Below are 20,253 nucleotides of genomic sequence, written 5' to 3'. Positions count from 1 at the left end.
CAACTTGTAGGAGTGAGCCTGCTCGCGATAGCGGTGGATCAGCCAACATGTTTTTTGAATGTGCAACCGCGATCGCGAGCAGGCTCACTCCTACAAGGTTTGTGGTGTGGCTGGTATGGGGGATATTTGCGCTGCTCAGTGGTTGCGCCACTCAGGCACCGCTGCCGGCTGGCAACCCGACGCTGCCCCTGCCATTGCAACTGCACATCGAACGCCAGCAAGCCGAACAACGCCAGGACTGGCTGCTGGTGATCCAGCGTGAAGGCCCCGGCATCCGCTGGTCGATGATGGACCCGCTGGGCATTCCCCAGGCCCGTCAGCAACTGATCGACGGGCGCTGGCAGGCCGATGGCTTGCTGCCGCCAAACCCGGAAGCCCGGGAGTTGTTCGCCGCCCTGCTGTTCGCCCTGACCCCGTCCGGCGAATTGCTGCGCAACTACCCCGCCGCGCAGCAACAGGGCGAGCAACGCTCCCTGCCAGCGCGCTGGGACATCCGCTATTCACAACCGTTGAGCTTCGAATTGAAACTGCCTCAAGGCCCGCACTACCGCGTTTCCCCACTCGGTGAACCGACGCCATGACTGCCTACTTGAATGCCCTCGGCGTGATTTGCGCGCTGGGTCGAGACAAGCAACAAGTCGCGCACAACCTGTTCGCTGGCGACTGCTCCGGCATGCGTCGCGAATCCGGCTGGGTGCCGGAGCGTGAGTTGCCAGTGGCCGCCGTGCACGGTGAGCTGGCAGCGATTCCGCCGGAGTTGGCCGACCAGCGCAGCCGCAACAATCAGCTTTTGCTGGAAGCTGCGTTGCAGATCCGCGACGACATCGACCGGGCCATTGAGACTTACGGCCGCGAGCGCATCGGCGTGGTGCTAGGCACCAGTACCTCGGGCATCGACGAAGCCAGTCGGGGTCTGGCGCATTTCCTTCAAGAACAACAATTCCCGGTCGAGTACGACTATCGGCAACAGGAGCTCGGCGCCCCGGCGAATTTTCTTGCCGACTGGCTGCAACTGAGCGGCCCGGCCTACGTTATTTCCACCGCGTGCACCTCCAGCGCACGTGCGCTGATGAGCGCGCAGCGCCTGCTCGATCTGGGCCTCTGCGATGCGGTGCTGTGCGGTGGCGTCGACAGCCTGTGCAAGCTGACCCTCAACGGTTTTTCGTCGCTGGAAGCGGTGTCCGATGAGCGCTGCAATCCGTTCTCGGCCAACCGCAACGGCATCAACATCGGCGAAGCCGCGGTGCTGTTCGTGATGAGCAAGCAACGCGGGGATGGTCCGGCCATCGCCCTGCTCGGCGCTGGCGCCAGTTCCGACGCGCACCATATCTCGGCGCCGGAACCGAGCGGGCGCGGTGCGCTGCAAGCGATGCAAAAAGCCCTGAGTCGCGCGCAATTGCAGCCCGGGCAAATCAACTATCTGAACCTGCACGGCACCGCGACCCAACACAACGACGCCATGGAAAGCCTGGCGGTCGCCACGCTGTTCCCCGACGGCGTTGCATGCTCGTCGACCAAACCGATGACCGGTCATACGCTCGGTGCTGCCGGCGCGCTGGAAGCGGCGTTCTGCTGGCTGAGCCTGAGCGCTGACAACCCAGGCCACGCGCTACCGCCGCACGTCTGGGATGGCCACCCCGATCCCGACTTGCCAGCGCTCAAATGGGTGACCGCAAGTGAACCCCTGACGTCCATTGCACCCCGCTACCTGATGAGCAACTCGTTTGCCTTCGGGGGCAACAACGTCAGCCTGATTATCGGAGACGCCCCATGACTGACTGGCCGCTCGCCGAACTGCTGCCTCACGCAGGCGACATGATCCTGATCGACAAGATCACGCGTTTCGACGATGAACAGATTTACACCTGCCTCACGGTCAAGCCTGACGGCCTGTTCAACCTGCCCGACGGCAGCCTGCCGGCATGGGTCGGCGTCGAGCTGATGGCACAAAGCGTCGCCGCGTTCGCCGGTTGTCATGCCCGGCGCAAAGGCAATCCGGTGGAACTGGGTTTCCTGCTCGGCACACGCAAGTTCGAGTGCAACGTCGAAACGTTTCCGGCCGGCAGCGAGTTGACCGTCCATGGCATCCGCTCGCTGGAAGATGACAACGGCATGGGCGTGTTCGAATGCCACATCACTGCGCCCGGCATCCAGGCCAGCGCTCGACTGAACGTGTTCCGCCCGCCGCAACCGTCCCAATATCTGCAACAGACACAGGAGTCGAGCGATGACTGAATCCGTACTGGTCACCGGCTCCAGCCGTGGTATCGGCCGCGCCATTGCCTTGCGTCTGGCGCAGGCCGGGCACGACATCGTCCTGCATTGCCGCAGCGGCGTCGCCGAAGCCCAGGCAGTGCAAGCTGAGATTGAAGCGCTGGGCCGCAACGCGCGCATCCTGCAATTCGACGTCGCCGACCGTGAAACCTGCAAAACCATTCTCGAAGCCGACGTCGAAACCCACGGCGCCTATTACGGAGTGGTGCTCAACGCCGGGCTGACCCGCGACGGCGCCTTCCCAGCCCTGAGCGACGACGATTGGGACGTGGTGCTGCGTACCAACCTCGACGGTTTCTACAACGTCCTGCACCCGGTGATGATGCCGATGATCCGCCGCCGCGCCGCCGGTCGCATTGTTTGCATCACCTCCGTCTCCGGGCTGATCGGCAACCGTGGCCAGGTCAACTACAGCGCCTCCAAGGCTGGCGTGATTGGTGCTGCGAAAGCATTGGCGATTGAACTGGGCAAGCGCAAAATCACCGTTAACTGCGTCGCGCCGGGCCTGATCGACACAGCGATGCTCGACGAAAACGTGCCGGTGGAAGAACTGATGAAAATGATCCCCGCACAACGCATGGGCACCCCTGAAGAGGTGGCCAGTGCGGTGAATTTCCTGATGTCGGCGGAAGCCTCGTACATCACCCGCCAGGTCCTGGCGGTCAACGGAGGCTTGTGCTGATGAAGCGCGTCGTCGTCACCGGCATGGCCGGCATCACCTCGCTGGGTAGCGACTGGCAAACCATCGCCGGCAACTTCGCAGCCAATCGCAGCGGAATCCGCCGAATGGACGAGTGGGATCGCTTCAGCGAGCTGAACACGCGTCTCGCCGGCCCAATCGATGATTTCTTCGTCCCGGCGCACTGGACCCGCAAACAGTTGCGCAGTATGGGCCGGGTTTCAAGGCTAGCTGTCGGCGCGGCGGAAAAAGCCCTGGCCGACGCTGGCCTGCTCGGCGATCCGTCGATCAAGGATGGGCGCATGGGCGTGGCCTGCGGGTCGTCCACCGGCAGCACCGACGAGATCAAGGCGTTCGGCAACATGCTGCTCAACTCGGTAGCCGAGGGTCTGAACGCCAATTCCTACGTGCGGATGATGCCGCACACCACAGCGGCGAATATCAGCATCTTCTTCGGCCTCACCGGGCGTTTGATTCCGACGTCCAGTGCCTGCACCAGCGGCAGTCAGGGCATCGGTTATGCCTACGAGGCAATCAAGTTCGGACGCCTGCCGTTGATGCTCGCTGGCGGCGCCGAAGAACTCTGCCCGACCGAAGCGATGGTGTTCGACGCGCTCTACGCCACCAGCCTGAAAAACGACGCGCCACAGACCAGCCCACGCCCGTACGACAAGGGCCGCGATGGTCTGGTGATCGGTGAAGGTGGTGGCATGCTGGTGCTCGAAGAGCTGGAACACGCCCTCGCCCGCGGTGCACATATCCACGCCGAGCTCGTTGGTTTCGGCAGCAACGCCGACGGCCAGCACACCACCCGCCCCGAACAAACCACCATGCGCCGCGCGATGGAACTGGCGCTCGAAGACGCCGGGATCACGCCGGATGCAATCGGTTACGTCAATGGCCACGGTACCGCTACAGAACAGGGCGACATTGCCGAAACACTGGCGACCAGCAGCCTGTTCGGTGAACGCATGCCGATCAGCTCGCAGAAGAGTTTCCTCGGCCATACGCTCGGGGCCTGCGGCGCGCTGGAGTCGTGGTTCAGCATCGAAATGCTCAACCGCGACCTGTACGTGCACACGTTCAACCTCGATGAAGTCGATCCGCACTGCGGCAAGCTCGACTACCTGCGCGGCGAATTCCGCCAGATGAGCAACGAATACGTGATGAACAACAATTTCGCTTTTGGTGGCGTCAACACCTCGTTGATTTTCCGCCGCTGGCCGCAACCGAATTAATCCAGGTCAAGGAGACCTCCATGCACTTCAAGAAACTCGCTGCGTTCACCTTTATGCTCTGCGCTCTGCCGGCCGTCAGCCAGGCCCGTGACACGGCGGTTTACCTGCCGTTCGACAAAGCCGTCGCCGAAGCGACCCGCTCAGGCAAAATCGATGGCAGCGTGAAGTTTTACCTGGCAGGCAACACACCGGCCGGCAAAGTCACCGTCGTCAGCCCTGGCGCCGTGACCAACAAGAAAACCAACGCCTTCAACAAGTCCGACGAAGTCGCCTGCGAGTGGGTCGCACAATCGGCCATCATCAGCCTGCACCAGGCCGCGAAAAGCGCCGGCGCCAACGCCGTGACCAACATCGTCAGCTTCTACAAGAGCAACGAGCGCAAGGACCCGCAGACCTACGAATGCCACGCCGGCGCGATCATGGCGGGCGTTGCGTTGAAGGGTGATCTGGCGAAGGTGCAGTAAGACGTCTTTGCATTGTGGTGAGGGGATTTATCCCCGATGGACTGCGCAGCAGTGCCCTTCTCAGGGTCAATAAGACAAGCTGCGTCGCATTCCCGTCGGGGCAATAACCAGCGATACATAGTTACCGCCCAGCAACCATTGATATGAGGAAAACTCAAAGCTCCCTGAGCGTTCCATTCGCTCAGGTATACCCAATAACTCGAGCTGATCAATGGAGCAATAACATGGGCAAGAAGCCGCTGAAAAAAGTGATAACTTCCGACAGGCCGGAAACTGACCAACCCACTCGTTACAGCCCTACCGACGATGGCACGCTGACTCTACGCAGTTTGCTCGACACCAGTAATATCGAACTGCGACAGATGACTGCGCAGCCTCCATCCTCGCTTGACTCCCAACTATCCACCATTCAGGTCTTCGAACTCCCTGCTGACACAACCATCAGCCAAACCACTGTCGAGCGTCCACTCAGCGATTATTATCTGCCGCCAAGTCTGGCAGAACGTTTACCCGATCCGGATCCGGTAAGTGCGATTCGAACAACTGACAGAGGGCGCCAATATGTCGATCTCGTCGACGGCTGGACGGTACGCGTGGATACGGATGCACAAGGCAATTTAAGGGCGCGTCTGCCGTCGGTGCTGACCCTCGGGGCGCGACTGGAACGCGTGGAAGACTCTCTCGCATGGCGCCGGCTCCCGACCGACGACGCTGAGACCGGGAATTCAGAACTGATTGTTTCGCGCCGCGAACTACCAGATAAAGAGCCTGATGATGCCGTCCCAGCCAAACGCATGCGCGGGATCGATGAAGAAAGCACAACTGAGAATCCTGCGCCACCGGTTCCGGATACATCCATTGCCATGCCTTGGAAAAGCTGGAAACTCAGTCCTGAACGTTTCTCCCTGAACCATATAACCGTTGACGGTCTACGCTACGAAATCCTGCCCCATGGTGAATTTCCGCCTCCGCCGATTGTTTATGTCAAAAACCCTGCACATTTGAGTTACGACTTTGACTCACTGAATAAAATCCTGTCGGACCACATCCAGCAACAACCTCGAGGCGCCATTCAGATTCCGTCGACGCAGCGCTGGGAGATCGATCCGACACTTCCTTTTAACGGCCCGCTTACCGACTATGTCGCCACTTACTTCCGGCACCTGACAACTTCCTCCGTGCGTAAGGTTGCCAGGAAACAGTTTGAACTCGCCAACGGCGGGGATATCGCGACCGGCGCCGGGCTGACAACTCTGCGACAAACATTCAATGACTGGAAAACCTCACGGCCGGCGCCACGACCGGAGATGATGGATCCACTTCTCATGCTTCCGATAACGCATCTGGAGCCCGGATCAAAGTATAAACGCGTATTGAAGTTGGACTTTCTCGACAAACAGGCGCCGTTAGAGAGACTGGAGTTTGATGCGGAAGATCTCCCGCAATATTGGCGTTTTTTTTCATCAACTCAGACAGCCGTTGATCTCAAGCACGCCATGTACATGCTGTTGACGCGCAATGGATACACCGTCTTCAAACCAACCGGAACCAACATTTATCCAGCACTGGTGTTCCAACGCAAAGAACATGAGTTTGTGTTCTGCATGAACCTGCATCGATCCCTAGGCACACGTCATCAAATCCACCACAACACCAAAGCGTTTACCGAACAATCAATTGGCCCAGAGGCCCTGCACGCGATTGAAACCGCCCGCTCAGCAAACAACCTGGTCTGGTTGAAAGGCGTGACCAATATCGCCCCGAATCGCCCGGACTCGGTAATTATCGTGCGCGTGGATGCGCCTGAGATCTGAAGGCGCAAGACAGGAAGTCGGGCGTGAAACCCATTGGATAGCGCGACAAACGCTCTGGCTTGTCCAAGGCGTTTGTTTCGTTTGCGAGGAACAATTTCACGTCTGTAGGCAATGCCTCTGAGATGTATAGTCCAGAACGCTCATCGAGTCTGACAAGCATCGTGGCGAGGGTCATTCGGCGCCCTTCGCATTTTCAGCATCTACACTCGTCCCGGCAGGCTGACACATCGCGCCTGCCAGAACGGCGAGCCCCAATCGATCAAACACTCGCTGCTCTCTTCCACCGTCAAGGAGATGACCATGCAAGTGAAAGCCCTGATCGCCGCCACGCTCTTCTGCCTGCTGCCCAGTGCCAGCCACGCGACCAATCTGATGTACATGCCATTCGAGACGGTGTTGTCGGACGCACTTCGCGCCGGGCGGCTGGATGGCAGTGTGAAGTTTTATCTGGTTGGCAATGGACCGCAGGGGACTCAACAGTTGCTAAGACGGGGCGTGGTCAGTGATCTGAGCACCAACGGGTTCAACAAAAGTGATCAGTTCTCATGCGAGTGGGTGTTGCAGTCGAACCTGATCAAGTTGCAGGCCGAAGCCAAGCGGGTCGGGGCAAATGCGGTGACCAATATCGTCAGTTATTACGACCAGCATGTGCGCAAGGATTTGAATACTTACGAGTGTCGAGCGGGGATTTTTGTAACGCGGGTGGCGTTGAAGGGGGATTTGGTGCGGTTGCCTTGAAGGGCAAGATCAAAAGATCACAGCCTTCGGCAGCTCCTACATTTGGAATGCCTTTTCCCTGTAGGAGCTGCCGAAGGCTGCGATCTTTTGACTTCAGGTTTTCAGAGGCTCGACCTTACTTGTGAGCAGTTCGACAAACGCCTTGGCCATCGGTGATTTCTGATCCTTGCGCTGCACCAGCCACACTGCCGATACCGCTGCCGGATCGAGCAGCGGCCGGTAGACCACGCCGTCGATGCGCATCCGCTGGTAGGACGCCGGCAACACCGACACGCCCAACCCCGCCGCCACCAGACCGATGATGGTCATGGCTTCGCCAGCCTCTTGGGCAAAGTGCGGACTGAAGCCGGCGTCGCGCGCCAGGCTGAGTAATTGTGCATAGAGACCACTGCCATAACTGCGCGGGAAGAACACGAAAGGCTCCAGCGCCAGCGCCGAGAGAAACAACCCGTCCTCGCTGCCCTGCGCCAGCGGATGCTTGGAACTGAGCACGGCCACCAGCGGTTCACGCATCAACTCGACCACGCTCAACGAATCCGGCAAACCTAGCGGGCGCATGATGCCGACTTCAATTGATTCGTCGACCAGCGCTTCGGCCACTTGGGTGCTGCTCATCTCGCGCAAATGCAGATGCACCGCCGGAAAACGCTGACGAAATGAAAAGATCGCCTGCGGAATGGTCGAGTTGAATGGCGCCGACGAGGTGAAGCCGATCTTCAGTTCCCCGAGCTCACCAAGTTGCGCACGGCGGGCGACATCCGCCGCTTTGTCGACTTGCGCCAGCACCAGCCGCGCCTCTTCCAGAAACAATCTACCGGCCTCACTCAACTCGACCCGACGATTGGTCCGTTCAAACAGACGTGCACCGACCTCTTGCTCCAGCGCCTGAATCTGCTGGCTCAGCGGTGGCTGGGAGATGCCCAGCACCTGTGCGGCGCGGCCGAAATGCAGTTCTTCGGCGACGGCGATGAAGTAGCGCAGGTGACGCAATTCCATGGAAACCCCATTAGGTCGTTAAAGCTATCAAACAGGTCGAACAATATATTGGATAGAAACATTAGCCAGCTATATGATTTTTTCATTGCCTGCCTGGCCGTGCTCTCCGAGGTCTGAAGTGAAAACTGCTGTCGCGCCCCTTGCCCATGAAGTCCCGCCCGCAGCGTCGGACGATGTCGTCGCCGAACTGCAGGAAATCTACATCGAAAAAGGCACGCCGATGTTCATGCGCACGGTGCTGGCGCTGTTCAGCGGCGGGTTCGCGACGTTTGCGCTGCTGTATTGCGTGCAGCCGATGATGCCGTTGCTGTCTCATGAATACGGAATCAACGCGGCGCAGAGCAGCCTGATTCTATCGGTGGCCACCGGCATGCTCGCCATTGGCTTGCTGATCACCGGGCCGATTTCCGACCGGATCGGGCGTAAACCGGTCATGGTTGCCGCGCTGTTCGCGGCAGCGCTGTGCACCATGGCCAGTGCGATGATGCCGAGCTGGCAGGGCGTGCTGATCATGCGCGCGCTGATCGGTTTGTCGTTGAGCGGCCTGGCGGCGGTAGCGATGACCTATCTCAGTGAAGAAATTCATCCGCAACACATCGGTCTGGCCATGGGGTTGTACATCGGCGGCAACGCGATTGGCGGGATGAGCGGACGCCTGATTACCGGCGTGTTGATCGACTTTGTCAGTTGGCACACGGCGATGCTGGTGATTGGCGGTCTGGCGATGATTGCAGCAGCGGTGTTCTGGAAGATCCTGCCGGAGTCGCGCAACTTCCGCTCACGCTCGCTGCATCCGCGCAGCTTGCTCGACGGTTTCACCATGCACTTTCGCGATGCCGGTCTGCCGCTGTTGTTTCTTGAAGCGTTCGTACTGATGGGCGCGTTTGTCACGCTGTTCAACTACATCGGTTATCGCTTGCTGGCTGCACCGTACAACCTTGATCAGGTGTTCGTCGGTTTGCTCTCGGTGGTGTACCTGTCGGGTATTTACAGCTCGGCGAAGATCGGCTCGCTGGCGGACAAACTGGGGCGACGCAAAGTGTTGTGGGCAACTATCGCGCTGATGTTCGTCGGCCTCGCGCTGACGATGTTCACCTCGCTGCTGCTGGTGATCGTCGGCATGTTGATTTTCACCTTCGGCTTCTTCGCCGCACATTCGGTGGCGAGCAGTTGGATCGGCCGTCGGGCGATCAAGGCCAAGGGGCAAGCGTCGTCTCTGTATCTGTTCAGTTATTACGCCGGGTCGAGTATCGCAGGCACAGCGGGCGGGGTGTTCTGGCATTTGGGTGGGTGGAACGGGATTGGGCTGTTTATTGGCGCGCTGTTGCTGGTGGCGCTGTTAATAGCGTTGAAGCTGGCGAAGTTGCCGCCATTGGGTGGTGTGAAAGCTTAAAAGCAAAAGATCGTCCGATCGCGGCCCGACCCTTCGGCAGCTCCTACAGGAAAACGAAATCCAATGTAGGAGCTGCCGCAGGCTGCGATCTTTTGATTTAAAAAACGCCCGGCATTTGCCGGGCGTTTTTTATTGCGTATCGATCACTCGTGATACTGCGCCGACAACTCATGCACCGCGCGCAGGAAGGCGCCGGCGTGTTCCGGGTCGACTTCCGGGGTGATGCCGTGGCCGAGGTTGAACACGTGGCCGCTGCCCTTGCCGTAGCTGGCCAGAATGCGTCCGACTTCGGTGCGGATGGCTTCCGGTTTTGCATAAAGCACGGTCGGGTCCATGTTGCCTTGCAGCGCAACCTTGTCGCCGACACGGGCGCGGGCGTTGCCGATATCGCAGGTCCAGTCCAGGCCCAGTGCATCGGCACCAGCCTCGGCGATGCTTTCCAGCCACAGGCCGCCGTTCTTGGTGAACAGGATCACCGGCACCTTGCGACCGTCGTTTTCGCGGATCAAACCGCTGACGATTTTCTTCATGTAGGCCAGCGAGAATTCCTGATACGCCGCCGCCGACAGATTGCCGCCCCACGTGTCGAAGATCTGCACCGCTTGCGCGCCGGCCATGATCTGGCCGTTGAGGTACGAGGTCACCGACTGCGCCAGCTTATCCAGCAGCAGGTGCATGGCTTGCGGATTGTCGTAGAGCATGGCTTTGGTCTTGCGGAAGTCTTTCGACGAGCCGCCTTCAACCATGTACGTCGCCAGGGTCCACGGGCTGCCAGAGAAGCCGATCAACGGCACACGGCCATTCAGTTCGCGACGGATGGTGCTGACCGCGTCCATCACGTAGCCGAGGTCTTTGTGCGGATCAGGGATCGGCAGGGCTTCAATGTCAGCCAGGGTACTGACGACTTTCTTGAAGCGCGGACCTTCACCGGTCTCGAAGTACAGGCCCTGACCCATGGCATCGGGGATGGTGAGGATGTCGGAAAACAGGATCGCCGCGTCCAGTTGTGGATAGCGGTCGAGCGGTTGCATGGTGACTTCGCAAGCGAACTCCGGATTCATGCACAGGCTCATGAAGTCACCGGCGTGGGCACGGCTGGCGCGGTATTCCGGCAGGTAGCGGCCGGCCTGACGCATCATCCACACGGGGGTGGTGTCTACGGGTTGCTTGAGCAGGGCGCGCAGGAAACGGTCGTTCTTCAGGGCAGTCATGTCGGCATCCGGAAAAAAAGTGCGGGCATTTTCTCAGAGCGCGAGGGAAAAGGCACGGATGCAGGTCAGCCTTTTGTCTATCGGGTCAATTTATTGCGTTGGAATGCAGATTTTGCAGCACCCCGAAACGACAGGGTATTGCGTTGTTTGTTTAGACGCCCAGGTAATCCAGAATCCCTTCAGCCGCATTGCAGCCTTCGAAGATCTCCGTCACCACCAGATCGGTTACCGCGCAACATGTCGCCACCCAGCAAGATTTTCATATGGCTGCTCTGTTGCTTGTACTGATGGAATCTGGAGGGGTGCAAGACAACCCCACTCCCACAGCTTTTTATATCACGGCATCGAACACGATAAAAATGACGTTTAGGGCCTGCGGTACGAAAAACTTTCATTCTAGTTCTTATTTAAAACTCGTTATACCTGTCAACCTTTACAGTTGTTACCAATATAAAACGACACCAGGATGAAATTTAAGTCCTCTCTGAGAAAGAAATCTATAAAAGGAATTAGAAGATGAAAAATTTATACTCAGCTTTTTCGCTAATTTTAATGTACATGTCCGTTGCATCTGCTGCAGACGCCAGCGATTCAAAATTTGATCATGCCAAGCCCGATACCACACATACATGGACTGAGGAGGAAATGAAAACCGCTACACCAATGCCTTTGCCTATTTACGAACCGCTAGCCCAACCCGTAGAACAGCAACGTGAAAAAAGCGCAGACTTAGTACAAAAGAGCTCTCCCGCTGTTGATTTGCAACCACCTTACAATCCAGATATCAGGGAACAAGGAGAGGCTAAAAATCTTTACAGCCCAAACCGCGACAGACACCCTTTCACACAGCTTGGCATACTGTATTTTGATGGCCCCTCAGGACGCTCCAAATGCAGCGGTCAATTTGTAAACCAGAACGTCGTACTTACTGCCGCTCACTGCGTTAGAGATAAAGCAACGGGAGAATGGTATAAAAACCTGCGCTTTGAACAAAGCTTCCCAAGCACAGGTAAACTTTACTATTTCCTGCCCAGTTGTTCATCAACCTCCTCTTCCTATGTTGGTAGTCCAGGAGGTCAACTGGACTACGCTTTCTTAAGAGTTAGCAATTCGATTACGGGGTGGATGGGATTAAGAATTAACGCGTCCCAACTACCTGTAACGGTGGTTGGTTACCAAGGGCTATCACTCAAAGCTTTCAATGGTTTTATGATGCCAAACGGCAGCATGCACCAAATAACTCCAAACTTTCTCTTCGGAGGTTCCAGTGGTGGAGCATGGGTTGACATGAACACGAACCAGGTCGTGGGTTCCACCCATGGCGGATCAGCTAACCATCTCAGTTCTCCAGTGTTTGGTATGGAGCTTTGGAACCTTTTTCAGACCGTTAGCCAGAGTAATCCGTGCAAGTAACAAATCAGGCAAAAACTCTTTTGACATGGCGTGAATGAATCGCCGCACAACTCGAAAGTCGCGCAGCGATCACCAGCACACAACCGCTCCGTTAGCGCTCGTATTTTTACAACACCATAAAACATTGTGGGAGCTGGCAAGCCAGCTCCCACAGGAGTTGCGGTGCAGTTTCGGACTGGGGTTTAGACGCCCAGGTAATCCAGAATCCCTTCAGCCGCATTACGGCCTTCGAAGATTGCCGTCACGACCAGGTCGGAGCCGCGCACCATGTCGCCACCCGCAAAGATTTTCGGGTTGCTGGTCTGGTGCTTGTACTGACCTTGCTCAGGCGCAACTACACGGCCCTGGCTGTCGGTCTGGATCTCGAACTGTTCGAACCATGGCGCCGGGCTTGGACGGAAACCGAAGGCGATGACCACGGCGTCGGCCGGAATGATCTCTTCGGAGCCCGGGATCGGCTCGGGGCTGCGACGGCCACGGGCGTCCGGTTCGCCGAGACGGGTCTCGACCACTTTCACGCCTTCGACCCTGTCTTCGCCGACGATGGCGATCGGCTGGCGGTTGTAGAGGAATTTCACGCCTTCTTCCTTGGCGTTCTTCACCTCTTTGCGCGAGCCGGGCATGTTCGCTTCGTCACGACGATAAGCGCAGGTTACCGACTTGGCACCCTGGCGGATCGAGGTGCGATTGCAGTCCATCGCCGTGTCACCACCACCGAGCACCACAACCTTCTTGCCTTTCATGTCGACGAAATCTTCCGGCGACTTTTCAAAGCCCAGGTTGCGATTGACGTTGGCGATCAGGAAGTCCAGCGCGTCATAAACGCCCGGCAGGTCCTCACCGGCAAAACCGCCCTTCATGTAGGTGTAGGTGCCCATGCCCATGAACACGGCATCGTATTCGGCGAGCAGTTGCTCCATGGTCACGTCTGTGCCGACTTCGGTGTTGAGACGGAACTCGATGCCCATGCCGGTGAAGACTTCGCGACGATTGCTCAGCACGCTCTTTTCCAGCTTGAACTCGGGGATACCGAAGGTCAGCAGACCACCGATTTCCGGGTTCTTGTCGAACACCACCGGGGTCACGCCGCCACGCACCAGCACGTCGGCACAGCCCAGACCTGCCGGGCCAGCACCGATGATCGCGACACGTTTGCCGGTCGGTTTGACCTTGGACATGTCCGGGCGCCAGCCCATGGCGAAAGCGGTGTCGGTGATGTACTTCTCGACCGAACCGATGGTCACCGCACCGAAGCCGTCGTTGAGGGTGCAGGCACCCTCGCACAGACGATCCTGCGGGCACACCCGGCCACACACTTCCGGCAGGGTGTTGGTCTGGTGCGACAGCTCGGCAGCCTGAAGGATGTTGCCTTCGGCCACCAGCTTCAGCCAATTGGGAATGAAGTTGTGCACCGGGCACTTCCACTCGCAATACGGGTTGCCGCAACCCAGGCAGCGGTGGGCCTGATCGGCCGACTGCTGGGGTTTGAACGGTTCGTAGATCTCGACGAACTCTTTCTTGCGTTGACGCAACAGTTTCTTCTTCGGATCTTTGCGCCCGACATCGATGAACTGGAAGTCGTTATTCAGACGTTCAGCCATTGTTAAAACCTCATCAAACTCTTCAGGCGCATATCACTGCGGGTTGGCACGAGTGCTGGAAAGCAACGATTTCAGGTTGGCAGCCTTAGGCTTGACCAGCCAGAAACGGCGCAGGTAGTCATCGAGGTTTTCGGCGAGTTCACGACCCCACTCGCTGTCGGTTTCCGCGACGTACTCGTTCAGCACGTTTTGCAGGTGGCTGCGATAGGATTCCATCGCCTCACCACTGATCCGCTGGATTTCCACCAGTTCGTGGTTGACCCGGTCAACGAAGCTGTTGTCCTGGTCAAGCACATAGGCGAAACCACCAGTCATGCCAGAGCCGAAGTTGTAACCGGTCTTGCCCAACACGCAGACAAAACCACCGGTCATGTACTCGCAGCAGTGATCGCCAGTGCCTTCCACAACCGTGTGGGCACCGGAGTTACGCACGGCGAAACGCTCACCTGCGGTGCCAGCGGCGAACAGCTTGCCGCCAGTGGCGCCGTACAGGCAGGTGTTGCCGATGATGGCGCTGTTCTGAGTCTTATAAACGCTGCCCTTGGGCGGCACGATGGTCAGCTTGCCACCGGTCATGCCTTTGCCGACGTAGTCGTTGGCGTCGCCTTCCAGGTACATGTTCAGACCGCCGGCGTTCCACACGCCGAAGCTCTGACCGGCCGTCCCTTTGAAGCGGAAGGTGATCGGCGCTTTGGCCATGCCTTGGTTGCCGTGCTTGCGGGCGATTTCGCCGGAGATCCGCGCGCCGATCGAACGGTCGCAGTTGCAGATGTCCAGGTCGAACTCGGCACCGCTGAGGTCGTTGATGGCCGACGTCGCCAAATCAACCATTTTCTCGGCCAGCAGGCCTTGGTCGAATGGCGGGTTGCGCTCAACCTGGCAGAACTGCGGCTTGTCCGCCGGGATGTGATCGCTGCCCAGCAGCGGAGTCAGATCCAGGTGATGTTGCTTGGCGGTCTGGCCTTCGAGGATTTCCAGCAGATCGGTGCGGCCGATCAGCTCTTCGAGGGAACGCACGCCGAGCTTGGCCAGCCACTCACGGGTTTCTTCGGCGACGTAGGTGAAGAAATTCACCACCATGTCGACGGTGCCGATGTAGTGATCCTTGCGCAGCTTCTCGTTCTGAGTGGCAACGCCGGTGGCGCAGTTGTTCAGGTGGCAGATGCGCAGGTATTTGCAGCCCAGCGCGATCATTGGCGCGGTGCCGAAGCCGAAGCTTTCGGCACCGAGGATCGCTGCCTTGATCACGTCGAGGCCGGTTTTCAGGCCACCGTCGGTCTGCACCCGGACTTTGCCGCGCAGGTCGTTGCCGCGCAGAGTCTGGTGGGTTTCGGCCAGGCCGAGTTCCCATGGTGCGCCGGCGTATTTGATCGAGGTCAGCGGCGAAGCACCGGTACCACCGTCGTAGCCGGAAATGGTGATCAAGTCCGCGTAGGCCTTGGCCACACCGGCAGCGATGGTGCCGACGCCTGCTTCAGCCACCAGTTTCACCGAGACCAGCGCCTTCGGATTGACCTGTTTCAGGTCGAAAATCAGCTGCGACAAGTCCTCGATGGAATAAATGTCGTGGTGCGGCGGTGGCGAAATCAGGGTCACGCCCGGCACTGCATAACGCAGCTTGGCGATCAGCCCGTTGACCTTGCCACCTGGCAGTTGACCACCCTCACCCGGCTTGGCGCCTTGGGCAACCTTGATCTGCAGCACTTCGGCATTGACCAGGTATTCCGGCGTCACGCCGAAACGGCCAGTTGCGACCTGCTTGATTTTCGAGCTCTTGATGGTGCCGTAGCGCGCCGGATCTTCGCCGCCTTCGCCGGAGTTGGAACGCGCACCAAGGCGGTTCATGGCTTCGGCCAAGGCTTCGTGAGCTTCCGGCGACAGAGCGCCCAGCGAAATACCGGCAGAGTCGAAGCGCTTGAGCACCGATTCCAGCGGCTCGATTTCACTGATGTCCAACGGCGTGTCGAGGGTCTTGACCTTGAGCAGGTCACGAATCATCGACACCGGACGGTTGTCCACCAGCGCGGTGTATTCCTTGAACTTGCTGTAGTCGCCCTGCTGCACAGCGGCTTGCAGGGTGTTGACCACGTCCGGGTTGTACGCGTGATATTCGCCACCGTGGACGAACTTCAGCAGACCGCCCTGCTGGATCGGCTTGCGCGGGCTCCAGGCTTCGGCAGCGAGGGCTTTCTGCTCGGCTTCGATGTCGACGAAACGCGCACCCTTGATGCGGCTCGGCACGCCACGGAAGCTCAGGTCGCACACTTCTTCGGACAGGCCAATGGCCTCGAACAACTGCGCACCACGGTACGAAGCGATGGTCGAGATACCCATCTTCGACAGAATCTTGAGCAGGCCTTTGGTGATGCCTTTGCGGTAGTTCTTGAACACCTCGTAGAGGTCGCCCAGCACTTCACCGGTACGGATCAGGTCACCCAGCACTTCGTAAGCCAGGAACGGATAGACCGCCGAGGCACCGAAACCGATCAGCACGGCGAAGTGATGCGGATCACGCGCGGTAGCGGTTTCAACGAGGATGTTGGAGTCGCAACGCAGGCCTTTTTCGGTCAGACGATGGTGCACCGCACCGGTCGCCAGCGAAGCGTGGATTGGCAGTTTGCCCGGCGCGATATGACGGTCGCTCAGAACGATCTGGGTACGACCGGCGCGCACGGCTTCTTCAGCCTGATCGGCGACGTTGCGGATCGCCGCTTCGAGGCCGACGCTTTCGTCGTAATTGAGGTCGATGATCTGCCGCTCGAAACCCGGGCGATCGAGGTTCATCAGCGAACGCCACTTGGCCGGGGAAATGACCGGCGAGCTGAGGATCACGCGCGAGGCGTGTTCCGGCGACTCCTGGAAAATGTTGCGCTCGGCACCGAGGCAGATTTCCAGCGACATCACGATCGCTTCACGCAGCGGGTCGATCGGCGGGTTGGTGACCTGCGCGAACTGCTGGCGGAAATAGTCGTACGGCGTGCGCACGCGCTGGGACAGCACGGCCATCGGCGTATCGTCGCCCATCGAGCCAACGGCTTCGTAGCCTTGCTCGCCGAGCGGACGCAGTACCTGATCGCGCTCTTCGAACGTGACCTGATACATCTTCATGTATTGCTTGAGCTGATCGACGTCGTAGAAAGCCGAACCGTGGTCGTTGTCTTCCATGGTCGCCTGAATGCGCAGGGCATTCTTGCGCAGCCATTGCTTGTACGGATGACGGGATTTGAGACGGTTGTCGATCGCATCGGTGTCGAGGATCTGCCCGGTTTCGGTATCCACGGCAAGGATCTGGCCCGGGCCGACACGGCCCTTGGCGATCACGTCTTCGGGCTGGTAGTTCCAGACGCCGATTTCCGACGCAACGGTGATGAAACCGTTGGTGGTGGTAACCCAGCGCGCCGGGCGCAGACCGTTACGGTCGAGCAGGCACACCGCGTAACGACCATCGGTCATTACCACGCCGGCCGGGCCGTCCCACGGCTCCATGTGCATCGAGTTGTACTCGTAGAACGCACGCAGATCCGGGTCCATGGTTTCGACGTTCTGCCACGCAGGCGGAATGATCATCCGCACGCCACGGAACAGGTCGATGCCGCCGGTGACCATCAGCTCAAGCATGTTGTCCATGCTCGAAGAGTCGGAACCCACGCGGTTAACCAGCGGGCCGAGTTCTTCCAGATCCATCAGATCATTGGTGAACTTGGTCCGACGGGCCTGAGCCCAGTTACGGTTACCGGTGATGGTGTTGATCTCGCCGTTGTGGGCGAGGAAGCGGAATGGCTGAGCCAGCGGCCATTTCGGCAGGGTGTTGGTGGAGAAGCGCTGGTGGAACACGCAGATCGCGGTCTGCAGGCGCTCGTCACTCAGGTCCGGATAAAACGCGGCCAGATCGGCCGGCATCATCAGGCCTTTATAGATGATGGTCTTGTGCGAAAAGCTGCAGATGTAGTGATCGCTGTCGACAGCGTTGGTCACCGACGAACGGCGACGGGCGCTGAACAGCTTGACCGCCATGTCCTGATCGCTCAGGCCTTCGCCGCCGATGTACACCTGCTCGATTTGCGGCAGGCGTTCAAGGGCCAGGCGGCCGAGGACGCTGGTATCGATTGGCACTTTGCGCCAGCCGATCAGTTGCAGGCCTTCGGCGAGGATCTCGCGGTTCATGTTCTCGCGAGCGGCTTCGGCCTTGGCCGAATCCTGGTTGAAGAAGACCATGCCCACGGCATATTGCTTGGGCAACTCGACGCTGAAGGTTTCCTGAGCAATAGCGCGCAGAAAGGCGTCAGGCTTTTGAATCAGCAGACCGCAACCGTCACCGGTCTTGCCGTCGGCATTAATCCCACCGCGGTGGGTCATGCAGGTCAGGGCCTCGATGGCCGTTTGCAAAAGGGTATGACTGGGCTCGCCCTGCATATGGGCTATCAGGCCGAAACCGCAGTTATCCTTGAATTCATCTGGTTGGTACAGACCTGCTTTCATAGACACTTTCTCACCAGGCTGCCTCTTTTCGAGGCAAATTTCTTTTCAATTCAACCACTTGCGATCCGCGCCGAACGTACGCCGGCTTGGCGGGGGCAAAAGGGTGGTCATTGTACACAGCGACACAGAGGCTCACAAATTTGACGACGAACTGTCGCAAATTCATGTCGCATTTGTGAAAGGTTTAAAGCGATCTGCTGTGCTAGTCAAAACTTTTTTAATTTTGACTGCAACGACTCAAAGACTACTGTGACGCAGACACCACAAGGCACGCGACCTGGAAGGAAGCGCGCACATGTAGAAATTTTGAGGTGCTTGGAGAGGCGGCCTGGGTAAGGCCGCCGAATCTTCAGCGAGTTGTTGCCAGTTCCTGTTGGACGCTGGCGACAGTGCGAGGCCAAGGTTTACCAGCCTGAACCTTCGCTGGCAAGGCCTTGATGGCAGAAACAGCCGCATCACGATTGGCAAAGTTGCCGTAGGTGATCACGTAGAGCGGCTTGCCATTGAGGACTTTCTTGAAATAACGGTACTCGCCGCCCTGCTCCTTGACGAAGCTTTGCGCAGCCGTCTCGGAGCTGGTGCCGAGGATCTGCACCACGTAGTTGCTCGTCGGCTGCCCGGCGTACCAGCTGCCACCCGCGGCTTTGGCCACGGTAACCGGCTTCTCGGCGGGTTTGGCGGCGGCAACTGGCTTGGCTGGCGCTGGAGCAGGTTTGGCCGCTGGCGCTGCCGGAGCAGGCTTGGCGGTAGCGATCTGGGTCGGTGCCGGCGTCGGCGCCGGCTTGACTGCTGGGACCGGAGCCGGGGTTGGTGCCGGACCGGCCGGAACGCCCGCAGGAGGCGCCGAGGTGGTCACGGTTGGCGGCGTGTCGCTGGAGCCTTCCAGTGGCACACCGTCGTCGCCTTCGGTGATACCGCCAGCAGCTTCGGCCAGCGGGCCGCGCATGACCGGTTGCGAGTTGCCAACCAGCGGCAATGGCATCGGCTGGGTATTACCGGCGAATTCGACATTCGGCGCGCCGCCATTGGCTGCGCCCTGACCCAATGGCAGTTGTGCCTGTTCGTTGGCGGGTGCGCCGGTGGTTGGCGCCTTGTTGCGACCCGGCATCAGCCAGGCGGCGGCGACCGCGACCACAACGACGGCGGAAATCGCCAATACGTGTTTCTTCGGCATGTTGAACCCCATACTTGGACGCTTGACCGCAGAGCGGCTGGCAATCATGACTTCGATCAGTGCATCGCGAGCGACCTGGTTGATGTTGCCAGGCCAACCCTCGGAGCTTTCGTGAATATCAGAGATCTGATCCGCGGTGAAAAGTTCGACACCCCGGCCCGCACCTTCGAGCCGTTGGTCGAGATATTCGCGGGTCTCTTCTTCGGTGTAAGGCTGCAATTCGATGACGTGGAAACGCTCTTCTTCGAGGTGCAAAGCCTCAAGCTGAGCGATCAGCGACGACTCACCGAACAGGAACACATGCGGGCGACCTTCCGGCGCGCCGGCACCCAGCGCCATCAGCGCTTCGAGGGCGGATTCGTCGAGCTGCTCGGCGTCGTCCACCAGCAAATAGACTTCCTGGCCGGTGAGTGCCAACTGCACCACCTGATCCAGAATCGCGCCGACTTCGGCCTGAGCCACGTTCAGCGCCTGCGCCACCTGACGCAGTACGCCAGCGGCATCGCCGGCACCGCGCGCGGAAACCACAACGCTCTGCACCGATTGCTTGTTGGTGCTGGCGACCAGCGCCTGACGCAGCAAAGTCTTGCCGCTGCCCTGCGGGCCAGTGACCACCAGCAGCAACTGGCTGTAACGCGCCAGGTGATGCAGTTGGCCGAGCACCGGTTTGCGCTGGGCCGGAAAGAATTTGAAGCCCGGAACGCGCGGCGCGAAGGGGTCGTGGCTTAACTGGAAATGGCCGAGGAACGCCTCGTCGGCATGCAAACTAGTCATCGGAA

15 protein-coding genes and 1 pseudogene are annotated in these 20,253 nt (G+C 59.0%); 10 read left to right on the top strand and 6 right to left on the bottom strand.

Features of this window, described 5'->3' with window-relative positions; all coding sequences use genetic code 11:
* Window positions 1–47: 47 nt before the first annotated feature.
* The 8 genes from ACA061_RS02020 (at window position 48) to ACA061_RS01985 (ending at window position 7,207) form a co-directional block, all read left to right on the top strand.
* Window positions 48–581: a hypothetical protein gene (locus ACA061_RS02020; protein ID WP_224450893.1), complete on the top strand. Its 534-nt coding sequence runs from the start codon at window positions 48–50 to the stop codon at window positions 579–581.
* Window positions 578–1,774, top strand: a complete 1,197-nt coding sequence (locus tag ACA061_RS02015) for a beta-ketoacyl-[acyl-carrier-protein] synthase family protein (RefSeq protein ID WP_210701201.1) — start codon at window positions 578–580, stop codon at window positions 1,772–1,774. The genes ACA061_RS02020 and ACA061_RS02015 overlap by 4 nt, the downstream gene beginning before the upstream one ends.
* A complete protein-coding gene (locus ACA061_RS02010) occupies window positions 1,771–2,235 on the top strand; it encodes a hotdog family protein (RefSeq protein WP_497300468.1) in 465 nt (154 codons plus the stop codon). The genes ACA061_RS02015 and ACA061_RS02010 overlap by 4 nt, the downstream gene beginning before the upstream one ends.
* Complete coding sequence (gene fabG / locus ACA061_RS02005; protein WP_150604852.1) at window positions 2,228–2,956, top strand: 3-oxoacyl-ACP reductase FabG; 729 nt, start codon at window positions 2,228–2,230, stop codon at window positions 2,954–2,956. Before ACA061_RS02010 ends, fabG begins: the two co-directional genes overlap by 8 nt.
* Window positions 2,956–4,191: a beta-ketoacyl-ACP synthase gene (locus ACA061_RS02000; protein WP_497300467.1), complete on the top strand. Its 1,236-nt coding sequence runs from the start codon at window positions 2,956–2,958 to the stop codon at window positions 4,189–4,191. The genes fabG and ACA061_RS02000 overlap by 1 nt, the downstream gene beginning before the upstream one ends.
* A gap of 20 nt (window positions 4,192–4,211) precedes the next feature.
* Window positions 4,212–4,655 (top strand): excinuclease, encoded by a 444-nt coding sequence (locus ACA061_RS01995; protein ID WP_150604850.1) that lies wholly within the window; start codon window positions 4,212–4,214, stop codon window positions 4,653–4,655.
* A gap of 224 nt (window positions 4,656–4,879) precedes the next feature.
* A complete protein-coding gene (locus tag ACA061_RS01990; RefSeq protein WP_497300466.1) occupies window positions 4,880–6,469 on the top strand; it encodes a hypothetical protein in 1,590 nt (529 codons plus the stop codon).
* A 300-nt stretch (window positions 6,470–6,769) separates the two neighbouring features.
* Entirely contained in the window at window positions 6,770–7,207 is a 438-nt protein-coding gene (locus tag ACA061_RS01985; protein WP_497300465.1) for an excinuclease, read from the top strand.
* Window positions 7,208–7,300: 93 nt separating this feature from the next.
* On the opposite strand, the gene ACA061_RS01980 is transcribed toward ACA061_RS01985, so the two are convergent.
* Window positions 7,301–8,203 carry a LysR family transcriptional regulator gene (locus tag ACA061_RS01980; RefSeq protein WP_150604847.1) on the bottom strand — a complete coding sequence of 301 codons (903 nt, stop codon included), beginning with the start codon at window positions 8,201–8,203 and terminating at the stop codon, window positions 7,301–7,303.
* Between the two features lie 118 nt (window positions 8,204–8,321).
* Here ACA061_RS01980 and ACA061_RS01975 point away from each other — a divergent pair, with 118 nt between their 5' ends.
* Entirely contained in the window at window positions 8,322–9,596 is a 1,275-nt protein-coding gene (locus ACA061_RS01975; protein ID WP_210554314.1) for an MFS transporter, read from the top strand.
* Between the two features lie 143 nt (window positions 9,597–9,739).
* Here ACA061_RS01975 and hemE read toward each other — a convergent pair whose 3' ends face one another.
* Complete coding sequence (gene hemE / locus ACA061_RS01970) at window positions 9,740–10,807, bottom strand: uroporphyrinogen decarboxylase (protein ID WP_497300464.1); 1,068 nt, start codon at window positions 10,805–10,807, stop codon at window positions 9,740–9,742.
* Window positions 10,808–10,958: 151 nt separating this feature from the next.
* A pseudogene (locus ACA061_RS01965) lies at window positions 10,959–11,124 on the bottom strand (glutamate synthase small subunit); the annotation flags it as partial.
* 199 nt (window positions 11,125–11,323) lie between these two features.
* Between ACA061_RS01965 and ACA061_RS01960 the strand changes: the two are divergent.
* Window positions 11,324–12,220, top strand: a complete 897-nt coding sequence (locus ACA061_RS01960; RefSeq protein WP_497300463.1) for a trypsin-like serine peptidase — start codon at window positions 11,324–11,326, stop codon at window positions 12,218–12,220.
* A 182-nt stretch (window positions 12,221–12,402) separates the two neighbouring features.
* Here the strand turns inward: ACA061_RS01960 and ACA061_RS01955 are convergent, their stop codons facing one another.
* From ACA061_RS01955 to ACA061_RS01945, 3 genes are all read right to left on the bottom strand, one after another.
* Window positions 12,403–13,821 carry an FAD-dependent oxidoreductase gene (locus tag ACA061_RS01955; protein ID WP_150617496.1) on the bottom strand — a complete coding sequence of 473 codons (1,419 nt, stop codon included), beginning with the start codon at window positions 13,819–13,821 and terminating at the stop codon, window positions 12,403–12,405.
* A 33-nt stretch (window positions 13,822–13,854) separates the two neighbouring features.
* A complete protein-coding gene (gltB, locus tag ACA061_RS01950) occupies window positions 13,855–18,300 on the bottom strand; it encodes a glutamate synthase large subunit (protein WP_150617495.1) in 4,446 nt (1,481 codons plus the stop codon).
* Between the two features lie 349 nt (window positions 18,301–18,649).
* Window positions 18,650–20,248 carry an AAA family ATPase gene (locus ACA061_RS01945; RefSeq protein WP_497300462.1) on the bottom strand — a complete coding sequence of 533 codons (1,599 nt, stop codon included), beginning with the start codon at window positions 20,246–20,248 and terminating at the stop codon, window positions 18,650–18,652.
* Window positions 20,249–20,253 lie beyond the last annotated feature (5 nt).

This window comes from Pseudomonas sp. LBUM1668, assembly GCF_059695715.1.
This window is presented reverse-complemented; position numbering and strand designations above follow the sequence as displayed.